This is a genomic window from Butyrivibrio hungatei (assembly GCF_001858005.1).
Taxonomy (GTDB): Bacteria; Bacillota; Clostridia; order Lachnospirales; family Lachnospiraceae; genus Butyrivibrio; species Butyrivibrio hungatei.
This window is the reverse complement of record NZ_CP017831.1, coordinates 2,683,581-2,695,403: the sequence shown is the minus strand read 5'-3', so window position 1 is coordinate 2,695,403 and position 11,823 is coordinate 2,683,581. Positions and strand designations below refer to the sequence as shown.

Genomic DNA, 11,823 nt, shown 5'->3' with positions numbered 1-11,823 from the left:
CTGAAGATAATATGATTTGAGGATGCTTTAGTTGAAAAAAGCTTGAATACGCAAAAAGGTGAGGATGATTTAGCCGAAATTTAACTTTTTTGTTAAGTTTCGGCTAAAGTTTTGCCTGCCGGAGGCCTGCTAGTTTATGAGATGTGCTCGTGGAGTTTAGTCTAAATATAGGAGTGTATCTGGTTTCGGCTAAAGTTTTTTTAATCATATTAAGAACCAGAATGTCGGTTTTTAGCCTGAATCAATTCAATATAAATATTTCGGTGTAATTTTGTTCAATCAAGGTAAAGAAAAGCCTTGGGACTATACGCCGAAATCAACTGTTTGATAGGAACTAGGCTAAAATAAAACAAGTTTGAAAATTGTTGAACACGAGAATACTTAGCCTAGACAAGCTTTTTAAGTGAAAGTGGGCTAACTATTTCCATCTCATTGATTTATCCTCTTAGTAGAAGCTCTTCAAAGTTCTTTTTATAAATTGAAATATCAAAAGGGTTTCTATCATCCTCATATGTGAATATAAGATCTCTTCCTTGGACTAGTCCAGCTCTATAGTATTTTCTCAATTTATCAAAGAAACTATCTCTATAGCCTTCAGAGTGCATGAGTCCAAAGTGCTCAATGTATACGACTTTTCTAGTTATGACGTTGAGTGCAGTGAAATCTGGATAAATAGTGTTGTGTTTGGAATAGTGGAACGGAGCTTCGTATTTATACGGAATTCCAAGACGTAATAATGTATCAGCAATTATTACTTCAGATTTTGATCGGACTAGTTCACCATTAGCTGTTTCGAAAATAAGATGTTCTGGGTAACTAGAGTTAGGAATGAATGGTTCTTCTAGCCATTGCTTAGCATATTCTTCATTACTGATTATGTATGGAGATATGAGCCTTTGCCTTGCGGGGTTACAGTTAGTCAATATACTCGTCATGTCATGGTTCTCATAATCACCTATCAATTCTTGAAGATATTTTAATCTTCTTTCGACGAGTAGTTTAGACTTTTTAGCATAATCCTTTTGGGCAAGTTGCCTTGCAATGTCTCTATCCGCGGATTTGATATAATCACCAGATGCGTCAGAGCTTGTTTTTCTATGATAGTATACTGGTGAAGAAGTTGTTCGTGTAATACGTAATTTTCCAGGAGGAGCAGTATTAATATCATTCTCCATTTTTTTACTTAATTCTTTTAAATAGGCATACTCAGCCTTTAATTCATCTATTATCATATTTCCTCTCATTCAATAATGTGAAATAGTGTGTGTTGAATTCCTAGAAGTGGAACACACTTTTGCAAAATTAGAGCATGAACAGAAGTCATTATATTAGGCTAATGACATGGTGTCAAATGAAAGTTATTTTTTTACATGAATCCAGTTGTTGTATCTGATTATGCTTAGCTAGGAAACAAGATGAGTTTCATATGAGATCTATTAGCCTAGTTGATAATTTGTAATTAAATAGGCTAAAGAAAAATTGATACAAGACGAGTTTCATATGAGAATTATTAGCCTAGTTGATAATTTGTAATGAGATAGGCTAAAGAAAAATTGATACAAGACGAGTTTCATATGAAAATTATTAGCCTAGTTAATAATTTGTAATGAGATAGGCTAAAGAAAAATTGATACAAGACGAGTTTCACATGAGAATTATTAGCCTAGTTAATAATTTGTAATGAGATAGGCTAAAGAAAAATTGATACAAGATGAGCTTCATATGAGAACTATTAGCCTAGTTGATAATTTGTAATTAAATAGGCTAAAGAAAGTGCTAAGCAAGAATGCAAGATGGAGGAGAAGCTTAGCCTGATTGGTAAGAATTGGTGCAAGCAGGCTAAACAAAGACATGTGGTGACATTTGGCAAAAGTAAAAATATTAGCCTAAAATGTACAGGTCATGAAAACAGGCTAAAAAAATGGCCAAAACGTAACATTATCTACACAGAACAAAAGGAGCGCATGGCGACGCCCACATGGTATAATTAACTTGCTTGTGTAGTTTACAATAACCGTGAAAGATTACAGAGAGGTAGAGGCTATGGCAGAACTCAAATGTCCACACTGTGGACAGGCGTTTACAGTTGATGATACAGAGCTTAGCTCAATAGTTAAGCAGATCAGGGATAAAGAATTCGAAAAAGACTTAAGAGAGCGTACTAGTGAGCTTGAGAAACACCTTCAAAAAGAGCACGAAATAGAGCTTGCTGCACAGGAAGATAAGATTACGCTTAAAACCAGGCAGCAGTATGAAAAAGAAAAAGAAGAGCTGACAAAGGAAATTGAGAAGATAAAGACTTCCCAGTTTGAAAAGATAGAAAACCTAAGCCATGAGCATGCTGAACAGTTGGAAGAAATAAAGGACAAGCTAAGGAAGAGTGAAGAAGAAAAAAACAAGCTTCAGCACGAGCTAAGCGCTTTTGATGACAAGCAAAAACTTGCTGTCCTTGAAGCGGTCAAGAAAGTAGAAGATGAAAAGCATGCCCTCGAAAACTCCTTTAATGAAAAGAACAGAGAGCTTGAGTCAGCTCTTTTACAGGAAAAAGAAAAGGGCAAGGTTCTCTTAGAGCAGAAGGAAAAGGAGGTTGAGTTCTACAAGGACCTTAAGACTAAGATGTCTACTAAGATGGTTGGCGAGACCCTGGAGCAGCACTGCGAGATACAGTTCAATCAGCTCAGAGCCACAGCTTTTAAAAACGCTTATTTTGAGAAGGATAATGACGCAAGAACAGGCAGTAAGGGCGATTACATCTATAGAGAGTGCGATGAGAATGGCGTTGAGATCATTTCAATAATGTTTGAGATGAAGAACGAGATGGACGAGACGGCCACAAAGCATAAAAACGAGGACTTCTTCAAGGAGCTTGATAAGGACAGAAAGGAAAAGAACTGTGAATACGCAGTTTTGGTTTCTATGCTTGAGAGCGACAGTGAACTTTACAATGCAGGAATTGTAGATGTTTCCTACAAGTATGACAAGATGTACGTTGTAAGGCCACAGTGCTTTATTCCGATGATCACACTTCTTAGAAATGCAGCAATGAATGCTCTTATGTACAAGCAGGAGCTTGCTACGGTCAAGAATCAGGATATCGACATCTCAAACTTTGAAGACAGCCTTATGAAGTTTAAGGATGACTTTAGCCGTAACTATGACATTGCTCACAAACATTTTGACAATGCCATCGATGAGATAGACAAAACAATCCAGCACCTTGAAAAGGTTAAAAAAGAGCTCCTTGGAAGCGACAATCAGCTCAGAATCGCTAATAGCAAGGTAGAGGATGTAAGTGTCAAGAAACTTACCAAGAACAATCCTACTATGAAAGCCAAATTTGAAGAGCTTAACTCATAAGTGTATAATTCATAACTTGTGAGAAATAAAAAGGTTAGGACAATGTAATGGCAGTACAAAACAGACGAGAATATTTAACAACGACACCAATACCCAAGCTTATTTTGTCGCTTTCAGTGCCAACTATCATAAGCATGATGGTAACGGCAATCTATAACACAGCAGATACTTTCTTTGTGGCAAGGGTTTCAAGCGACTCAGCTATTAACACTGCAGCAACTGCTTCAGTTGGACTTGTGTTTACTGTTATGGCGCTCATTCAGGCTACAGGCTTTTTTTGCGGACATGGATCTGGCAACTACTTATCAAGAATGCTTGGAGCAGGCAACCACAAAGAAGCAAATGAAATGGCTTCAACAGGCTTTGCTCTTGCATTGATCCTTGGAGTTATCTTTGCAATCGTAGGAAATATCTATGTTGAACCTATAGCACGTTTCCTTGGTGCAACCGACTCTACTATGAAGTTTACTCAGGACTACATGAGGATTATTCTGTTTGGCGCACCATTTATGATGGCTCAGTTTGTTATCAACAATCAGCTCAGGTTCCAGGGAAGCGCCGTATATGCTATGGTAGGTCTTATGTGCGGCGCAGTTATGAACATGGTTTTAGATCCACTTCTTATCCTTGGATTCCACATGGAGGTCAGGGGTGCCGCTATTGCTACGGTAATGGGACAGTGCACAAGTTTCATAGTCCTTTTGATCGGAACCAGCAAAGGCGAGAACATTAAGCTTAGCATCAATAATGTCCATCTCAATGGGCACTATCTCTTAGAAATCGTAAACGGCGGAGCACCATCTCTTTTCAGACAGGGAATGGCTGCAATATCCACACTGATCCTCAATAGAACAGCAGGAGCACTTGGCGCAGATGCAGCAATTGCAGGAATGTCAGTAGCGTCCAGAGTTATGATCATGATGGCTTCAGCTCTTATCGGCTTTGGTCAGGGCTATCAGCCAGTTTGCTCTTTCAACTACGGAGCAGGTCTTACTAAGAGGGTAAAAGAGGGATTTATTTTCTGTGTTAAATATTCAACCGTATTCCTGATACTTATCGGCATTACATGTTTTTCTTTTGCGCCTGACATCATATCAGTATTTTCAAAAAATCCTGATGCCATAAAGGTAGGCGTGGCAGCCCTTAGATTCCAATCTGTTACATTGCCGCTTTCAGGAGTTATCGTTATCAGTAACATGATGCTTCAATCAATTGGTAAGGGGATTAAGGCTTCGATCATGGCTTCATCCAGAAATGGAATATTCTTCATTCCTATGATCTTGATCCTGCCAATGATCCTGGGACTTACAGGAGTTGAGATGGCTCAGTCTTGCGCAGATGTGTGCGCTTTTGCATTGGCAATTCCACTTGCACATTCAGAGCTCAAAAAGTTTGTTGACTAATATAAATGAAATTACTAAATAGACCTGTATCTAATGATATAGGTCTATTTTTTCAACAAAAATGCTAAAATACACCTTGCTTTACACTCTTCATTCTGCTAACGTGTTAGAATGCACAAGCATGCCAGAGTGTGAGAGGATCATTCAGAGTATCGAGCATTTCTATGGACATCTTGAAATCGAGGCAGCAGGCCATATGGGGCTTTGTCAGGTTGAATACAAAGAAAATGTAGAACCAAGAAAGCAGGAAATTATAGATTTTTGCGGAGGAATTTGATTGGGGAATATCAAGATTGAAGAATTTGTTATGACAGCAAGATAAGGCACAAACTTTATGGGGAGATGTTATGAAAGATTTTGATGCAGTTGTTTTTGACATGGATGGCGTTATCTTTGACTCAGAAAAAGCAACCATGGACTGCTGGCTGGAACTTGCGCAGAAGTATGGCATAAAGAACATAGAAGAGCCGTATCTTGCCTGTTGCGGAACCAATGCAGCCAAGACCAAAGAGATAATGCTAGAAGCCTACGGTGAAGATTTTCCGTATGATAAATACGCTGGGGAAGCATCACAGATGTATCATGAAAGATACGATGGCGGAAAGCTTCCTGTTAAAGCGGGAGTTTTACAGCTACTTGTCTTTTTAAAGATGAATGGCAAGAAGATAGCACTTGCATCTTCTACAAGGAGACAGACCGTTGTAAATCAGCTTCGTGACGCAGAGATACTTTCATTTTTTGACGAGATCATTACTGGTGATATGGTCATAAAAAGTAAACCGGAACCAGATATTTTTTTACTGGCTTGTGTTAAAACAGGCGTATCGCCAGCAAGAGCCTATGCTATAGAAGATTCATATAATGGAATCAGGGCAGCAAGTAGAGGAGGCCTTAAGCCAATAATGGTGCCTGATCTACTTCCTGAAAATGAGGAAATGAAGAATCTGTCTGAAGAGATCTGCACAGACCTTTTTGAAGTAAAAAGTTATTTACAGGAAGAATAAAAAAACGACTACGATAGGGGAAACATTATAATGCATTTTGGAAGTTCAAATGATACAGAGGCAGTAAAAAAGCAGTACGCCACATCAAAGGGACTTGATATCCGTATTGGATTTCATAATAAATATTCAACAAACAAGCAGGGTTATAGTAACTGGATAATTTCTAACTACAATATCAAAAGAGGTATGAAAGTACTTGAGCTTGGTTGCGGTACAGGCGGACTTTGGGAAAATCATGAGGATATGGTTTCAAGATGTGGCAAGCTTGTACTTACAGATTTTTCTGAGGGAATGCTTGAGACAGCTAGGAATAACCTTGGAGAAAGAGATAATATCGAATATATTCAGGCAGATATTCAGTATCTTCCTTTTGAAGAAAATAGCTTTGACGTGGTGATCGCAAATTCAATGCTCTACCACGTTCCAGATATTGATAGAGGCATAAGAGAGGTTAGAAGAGTGTTAAAGCCAGGTGGAGTGTTCTACTGTGCTACACTTGGTGAGAACAACTTCCCGGAACTACTTGCTGAGTGGTTCGAGCTTGGAGGCGAAGAGTTCAAGCCAAATCATAACTTTACTATGCAAAACGGAGGGGCTGTACTGGGTAAATCCTTTGCAGATGTTAAGACTGTATTTTATGAGGACTCACTTCATGTTACAGATGTAGAAGATTTGGTAGAGTACCTTCGAAGTCTTGCTTCTTTCAAGGCAATTCTTGATCTGCCTGTGGATAAGATCCGTAAAATACTTACGGAACATATTGAAGATGAAGCAGTTGATCTTCCTAAGGAATATGGAATGTTTATTTGCCAATAAAAATGGGACCGTAAGGTCCCATTTCTTTTTTTGTAAATCTTTGTTCTGATCAAGACATTTTCTTGTACATAATATTTCCGATAGTCTGTATAAGCTGAACAAAAGCGATAAGTACCAATGAACATACAACAAGATATTCTGTCTTGTACTGCTGATATCCGTAACGGATAGCAATATCACCGATACCGCCGCCGCCAACTGTTCCTGCCATAGCTGAATAACCAATAAGAGAGATGATAAGGAGAACAACGCCATTTAACATTCTTGGAATAGATTCCTTAACGTAAACTCTCATGAGAATCTGGAAGTTTGAAGCACCAAAAGATCTAGCGGCCTCAATAACTCCGGGATTGGTCTCGCGAAGGCTGGTCTCAAATACTCTTGCAATAAAAGGAATAGCAGATACTGTAAGGGGAACGATAGAAGCTGTTGTTCCGATTGATTTTCCAACAACCATTCTAGTAAATGGAATAAGGATTACCAAAAGAATGATGAATGGGAAGCTTCTAAAAACGTTGATGATAAAGCTAAGTATCTCATAAACAAATTTATTTGGTTTAAGTCCGTCAGGAGCTGTAAGTGTCAGTATGATCGCAGGTATGAAGCCAAGGATAACTGAAAAAAGTGTTGACCAAAATACCATATAAAGAGTCTGCTTAAAAGCAGTCATAATAACGGAGCTCATGCCGGTTGTAGATAAAATTCCAGACATTATTTGATTACCTCCCAGGTTACATTCTTACTATCAAGGAATTCGCAAGCTCTTGTCAGATCTTTTTCATCCATGTTAAGAACAAGGCTTCCGTAAACATCCTCTCTGAAGTCCTCAAGCTTAGCCCAGCAGATATTGAAATCTGTGTGAAGCTCCTGAGCCATCTGGGTTACGATAGGACGCTGATTGCCTTCTCCAAAGAAAAAGAGCTTAAGATTGATTCCAGTAGTTGGAAGCTTGTTGCTCTCTTCTCTAAGGAAATCACGGATCTCCATTTCCTTTGGCCATACAAAGAGCTGCTCAGGTTTACCAACAGCAAGCATCTTACCATTACTAAGGAAAGCAACCTTCTGGCAGATCTGCTTGACTACTTCCATCTGGTGCGTAACTACGATGATAGTAATGCCCATCTCACGATTGATCTTTTGCAAAAGAGCTAAGATTTCCTTGGTAATCTCTGGATCAAGAGCGCTGGTCGCTTCATCGCAAAGAAGAAATTCAGGATCAAGAACTAAGGCTCTGGCAATAGCAACTCTCTGCTTCTGACCACCTGAGAGCTGACGAGGCTTGGCATGCATCTTGTCTTCAAGGCCTACCATACGTATCAAGTATTCAATCTTTTCTTTTGCAGCAGGAGAATGTGTGTCAATTCCCCAAAACTTCATTGGAAGAGCAACGTTCTGATATACATCAAGTCTCTCCAAAAGATTGAAACCCTGGAAGATCATTCCCATTCTCTTTTGAAGCTGTCTGAGCAAGAATTTGTCACGGATATTAACTACTTGTCCATTAACAATGATCTGGCCACTGTCATAGGATTCCAGACCATTAATGCATCTAAGAAGAGTAGACTTACCCGCTCCACTCTGTCCAATAATTCCAAAGATCTCACCATCCTGAATATCCATGGTGATACCTTTTAGAACTTCCGTATCATTAAATCTTTTGTATACGTTCTGCAGTTGTATCATTTCTTTTTCTCCAAAAACAATAGTCAATAACTAATAATAGCATAAATGTTAGTTATCCACAAAAGACCTGCATATACATGGCATTCAAAAACCTCGGGAAGTAAATCTCACCGAGGTTTTTGAATGTCTTATGTATCCTGTAAAAAATACCGGAGCGAACAATGATATTTCACACTGTCATACTCTCAATACCTGAATTACTCTGCACTAACAAATGATGCGATAACTGCTCCCTTGTAAGTGGCGTCGATGTATTTCTGTACTTCTTCTGAGTTAAGTGCTGCTACAAGTGCCTGAATCTTTTCAGAATCCTGTGTGCCATCCTTAACTACAAGGAAGTTAGTTCTCTTTGTTGTTGTTTCCTCGTCGAATTCCTCAATCTCAAGTGCTGGGTGTTTAGCTGGAAGTTCAGCCTCAAGTGCGTAGTTACCGTTGATAACTGCAGCATCAAGATCAGGAAGTGAAAGTGGAAGGCTTGCTGCCTCAAGTGGTGTGATCACATAGCCGTGTGGGTTGGCATCAGTATCCTTTGTAAGAGAATCCTCTGTGTAGCTGTCGCTTGTACCATATTCACCCTTTGATGTTAAAAGACCCTTCTGAACAAGAAGATCAAGTGCTCTTGAAGCGTTGTCTGGATCGTTAGGAATACCGATTGAAGCACCGTCTGGAAGATCAGCAACCGCTGTGTACTTCTCTGAGTAGATGCCCATTGGCTCAATGTGAACGCCTGCAACTGCTACAAGGTGAAGGCCTGCGTCCTGATTCTGCTGGTTCATGTAACCAAGTGTCTGGAAGTAGTTGGCATCGATCTCACCAGCTTCAAGTGAAGTATTAGGAAGAACGTAATCCTGGAATACTACAGTCTCAAGTGTCCAACCATCCTTAGCAAGAACATCCTTTACTACGTTATCAAGAATTTCAGCATGTGGAACTGGTGTAGCACCAACTCTGATAGTCTTATCTGCATCAGCTGAAGCTGTGTCCTGCGCTACGTCTGCAGTTTCTGTGGCCTGAGCATCCTGTGAAGCTGCTTCTGTGCCTGCTTTATCTCCACATCCAGTCAATAAGCCGAGTACTAAAGTTGTGGATAAAACTAAACTTGCGATAATATTCTTTTTCATATTGTTTTCCTCCTCGAATTCTCATTTAATTTATGAACATGATTATAATTATTTAAATGAAAAATGTGAACTAATAATAACTTTTCGCTGGTGATAAACAAAAGTTGTCACGGCGATAAGTAGTCCTTAATCGCATCAATGAGCAGCTCATTTTCATCGTGAAGCTTTACTGCTATGCGGTAATCATTCTGAGCCAGTCCCTTGAAATTACTGCAGGATCTGATGAGGATATGATACTTCTTTGCCAGGAACTCCTGCAGGTCACGGCTTTGCCCTAATCTCGCAGGTACATTAAACATGATGAAGTTGGCCATGCTATCATATACCTCAAATCCCAAAAGACGTAGCTCTTTTATCAGAAAAACTCTTTCAGTAGATACAAGTTCAGTGGTTCTTTTTACATATTTATCTTCCATAAGGGCTTCTTTTCCCGCAAGCTGGGCATAGGTGGACACGCTCCATTCTGGCTGTGCATCGTAAAGAGCTTTTATGAGTTCATTATTACTACTAATGCAGTAACCAAGCCTTATTCCGGGTATACAATAGAGCTTGGTAAAGGCATCTAAAAGAATCAGATGAGGATGATCAGCAAGGAGCTCTTGACAACTGCGGCTGTCAGAGTTTTCCACAAAGCCCATAAAACATTCATCCAGTATAAAGAAGATCTTCTTTTTTTCACATACTTCTGCAATCTCTTTTACAAGGGCCAGATCGATAATGCGGCCTGTAGGATTATTGGGGCTGCAGGCAAAGAGGATCTCACATTTTGACCTGTCTAGAAAGCTGATGAAATCAGGCGTAAGAGTATAGCCATTATCCCTGGAAAGCGCATAATAGCTGATGTTAGAGCTATTAGACAAAAGAGCTCTCTCATAGCCTGAAAATGTTGGCTCTATAATAAGGGCTTCCCTGGGTGCAATGACTTTGGTAAGCATACTGATAACCTCAGAAGCACCGTTTCCTACAAAGATATTATCTGATGGAACACCTCTTTTTTCTGAAATTGCCAGGCAAAGCTCTCTGGACCTTCTGTCAGGGTATTTCTCGAGCACGTCCACATTTGTAGTTAGGGCATAGCTTAAGTTTCCTGGTATACCCAGAGGATTAGTGTTTACGCTAAAATCCAGTTTTATTTGATTGTAATCAGAGTATTCGCCGCCGTGGACGAAGGATGTAGGTTGATTCATAATTTTTCCATATAAAACATTTTTATCTTACAATTCCTAAGTATATCAGTAATTACACCATAGATAAAATGGTGTAGAATTATTTTTATGAACAAAGAAATGTTGAAAACTCTTGAAAATTGCATAGGCAAAGTGGAAAAAGTTGATGATGCTGCTGTTAAGGCGGCTTCAGATTACAACGATTCACTGGTCAAGCCGCCTCGCAGCATGGGCGAACTTGAAAACATTGCAATAAAGCTCGCTGGTATAACAGGTCATGCCAAAAACAAAGTAGGTAAAAAGACTATTTATGTATTCTGTGCAGATAATGGTGTTGTGGAGGAAGGTGTGGCGTCCTCGCCTGTTTCGGTCACTGCTATGCAGGCGCTGAATATGACAAGAGGGCTTACTGGCGTTGCAGTCCTTGCAAGGCACACAGGATACTGAGCTCGTGGTAACTGATATGGGAATTGCTACGGATTATTCTGCTGACCCGGATGCAAGTAAGGTCATTGACCACAGCATTAGGCGAGGCACAGGTAATATAGTTAAAGAGCCGGCTATGACGGAAGATGAGTGTCTTAGAGCCATTACTACGGGGATAAATCTAGTAGCCAATGTGGGAAAAGAGCCTTCTGAAAATAAAAATGTGGATAAATCATCCACTGGAACAGTAGATCTTATAGGCGTAGGAGAGATGGGAGTTGGTAACACTACCACATCCACAGCTCTTTTATCTGCGCTTACTGGCGTATCTCCAGAAGACATCACAGGGCGAGGCGCAGGACTTACTGATGAAGCACTCGTCAAAAAGAAGGAAGTTATAAGAAAAGCCCTTGAGTTCCATGGACTTCTAAATAAGAAGTGGGAAGGGAATGAGAATGATGCTGAGCAGATAATATCAGCTATGTCCAAGGTTGGAGGCCTTGATATTGCTGCTATGTGCGGAGCATTTATTGGAGCTGCGATATGCAAGAAGGCTGTTGTTATAGATGGTATTATTTCTGCAGTGGCAGCCCTGTGTGCAGTAAGACTCTGTCCACTTGTTAAGGGATATCTTTTCACATCCCATGTGTCCAAGGAGCCTGCCTATGATCTTGCTATAAAAGAGCTTGAGCTCAAGCCATATCTAATGCTTAACATGGGACTTGGTGAAGGAAGCGGATGTCCTATGGCATTTCAGATAATAGAGGATGCCTGCGTCATGATGCGAGATATGGCAACCTTTGAAGGCGGCGGAATAGACGATTCATACCTTGAGGGAATAAGGTAA

General features: G+C 39.8%; 12 protein-coding genes. 7 read left to right on the top strand and 5 right to left on the bottom strand.

Features of this window, described 5'->3' with window-relative positions:
• Window positions 1-437 precede the first annotated feature (437 nt).
• A complete protein-coding gene (locus bhn_RS12485; RefSeq protein WP_071177005.1) occupies window positions 438-1,232 on the bottom strand; it encodes a PDDEXK family nuclease in 795 nt (264 codons plus the stop codon).
• Window positions 1,233-2,043: 811 nt separating this feature from the next.
• On the opposite strand from bhn_RS12485, the gene bhn_RS12475 reads away from it, so the two are divergent.
• From bhn_RS12475 to bhn_RS12460, 5 genes are all read left to right on the top strand, one after another.
• Window positions 2,044-3,357, top strand: coding sequence for a DUF2130 domain-containing protein (locus bhn_RS12475; RefSeq protein WP_071177003.1), 1,314 nt, complete (start codon window positions 2,044-2,046; stop codon window positions 3,355-3,357).
• A 47-nt stretch (window positions 3,358-3,404) separates the two neighbouring features.
• Entirely contained in the window at window positions 3,405-4,760 is a 1,356-nt protein-coding gene (locus bhn_RS12470; protein WP_071177002.1) for an MATE family efflux transporter, read from the top strand.
• A 103-nt stretch (window positions 4,761-4,863) separates the two neighbouring features.
• Window positions 4,864-5,037, top strand: coding sequence for a hypothetical protein (locus bhn_RS15475; protein ID WP_236845924.1), 174 nt, complete (start codon window positions 4,864-4,866; stop codon window positions 5,035-5,037).
• Window positions 5,038-5,107: 70 nt separating this feature from the next.
• The gene (locus bhn_RS12465; protein WP_071177001.1) at window positions 5,108-5,764 is read left to right on the top strand and encodes an HAD family hydrolase; all 657 of its coding nucleotides are present in this window, start codon (window positions 5,108-5,110) and stop codon (window positions 5,762-5,764) included.
• A gap of 30 nt (window positions 5,765-5,794) precedes the next feature.
• Window positions 5,795-6,580 carry a class I SAM-dependent methyltransferase gene (locus bhn_RS12460; RefSeq protein WP_071177000.1) on the top strand — a complete coding sequence of 262 codons (786 nt, stop codon included), beginning with the start codon at window positions 5,795-5,797 and terminating at the stop codon, window positions 6,578-6,580.
• 49 nt (window positions 6,581-6,629) lie between these two features.
• Here bhn_RS12460 and bhn_RS12455 read toward each other — a convergent pair whose 3' ends face one another.
• The 4 genes from bhn_RS12455 to bhn_RS12440 all read right to left on the bottom strand — a co-directional run bounded on the left by bhn_RS12455 (window position 6,630) and on the right by bhn_RS12440 (window position 10,571).
• Window positions 6,630-7,292, bottom strand: coding sequence for a methionine ABC transporter permease (locus tag bhn_RS12455; protein WP_330393216.1), 663 nt, complete (start codon window positions 7,290-7,292; stop codon window positions 6,630-6,632).
• Window positions 7,292-8,263 carry a methionine ABC transporter ATP-binding protein gene (locus bhn_RS12450; RefSeq protein WP_071176999.1) on the bottom strand — a complete coding sequence of 324 codons (972 nt, stop codon included), beginning with the start codon at window positions 8,261-8,263 and terminating at the stop codon, window positions 7,292-7,294. The genes bhn_RS12455 and bhn_RS12450 overlap by 1 nt, the downstream gene beginning before the upstream one ends.
• Window positions 8,264-8,460: 197 nt before the next feature.
• Complete coding sequence (locus tag bhn_RS12445) at window positions 8,461-9,384, bottom strand: MetQ/NlpA family ABC transporter substrate-binding protein (protein ID WP_071176998.1); 924 nt, start codon at window positions 9,382-9,384, stop codon at window positions 8,461-8,463.
• Between the two features lie 107 nt (window positions 9,385-9,491).
• Window positions 9,492-10,571 (bottom strand): pyridoxal phosphate-dependent aminotransferase, encoded by a 1,080-nt coding sequence (locus bhn_RS12440; protein ID WP_071176997.1) that lies wholly within the window; start codon window positions 10,569-10,571, stop codon window positions 9,492-9,494.
• A gap of 87 nt (window positions 10,572-10,658) precedes the next feature.
• On the opposite strand from bhn_RS12440, the gene bhn_RS15960 reads away from it, so the two are divergent.
• Both bhn_RS15960 and bhn_RS12435 read left to right on the top strand, forming a co-directional pair.
• The gene (locus bhn_RS15960) at window positions 10,659-10,997 is read left to right on the top strand and encodes a nicotinate-nucleotide--dimethylbenzimidazole phosphoribosyltransferase (protein ID WP_236845923.1); all 339 of its coding nucleotides are present in this window, start codon (window positions 10,659-10,661) and stop codon (window positions 10,995-10,997) included.
• Window positions 10,966-11,823 carry a nicotinate-nucleotide--dimethylbenzimidazole phosphoribosyltransferase gene (locus bhn_RS12435; RefSeq protein WP_236845922.1) on the top strand — a complete coding sequence of 286 codons (858 nt, stop codon included), beginning with the start codon at window positions 10,966-10,968 and terminating at the stop codon, window positions 11,821-11,823. The genes bhn_RS15960 and bhn_RS12435 overlap by 32 nt, the downstream gene beginning before the upstream one ends.

Bases quoted from the DNA above. Each gene is read 5' to 3' on its own strand.
- bhn_RS12460 (WP_071177000.1), top strand. From the start codon at position 5,795: ATGCATTTTGGAAGTTCAAATGATACAGAGGCAGTAAAAAAGCAGTAC.
- bhn_RS15960 (WP_236845923.1), top strand. From the start codon at position 10,659: ATGAACAAAGAAATGTTGAAAACTCTTGAAAATTGCATAGGCAAAGTG.
- bhn_RS12475 (WP_071177003.1), top strand. From the start codon at position 2,044: ATGGCAGAACTCAAATGTCCACACTGTGGACAGGCGTTTACAGTTGAT.
- bhn_RS12485 (WP_071177005.1), bottom strand. From the start codon at position 1,232: ATGATAATAGATGAATTAAAGGCTGAGTATGCCTATTTAAAAGAATTA.
- bhn_RS12465 (WP_071177001.1), top strand. From the start codon at position 5,108: ATGAAAGATTTTGATGCAGTTGTTTTTGACATGGATGGCGTTATCTTT.
- bhn_RS12470 (WP_071177002.1), top strand. From the start codon at position 3,405: ATGGCAGTACAAAACAGACGAGAATATTTAACAACGACACCAATACCC.
- bhn_RS12445 (WP_071176998.1), bottom strand. From the start codon at position 9,384: ATGAAAAAGAATATTATCGCAAGTTTAGTTTTATCCACAACTTTAGTA.
- bhn_RS12440 (WP_071176997.1), bottom strand. From the start codon at position 10,571: ATGAATCAACCTACATCCTTCGTCCACGGCGGCGAATACTCTGATTAC.
- bhn_RS12450 (WP_071176999.1), bottom strand. From the start codon at position 8,263: ATGATACAACTGCAGAACGTATACAAAAGATTTAATGATACGGAAGTT.
- bhn_RS12455 (WP_330393216.1), bottom strand. From the start codon at position 7,292: ATGTCTGGAATTTTATCTACAACCGGCATGAGCTCCGTTATTATGACT.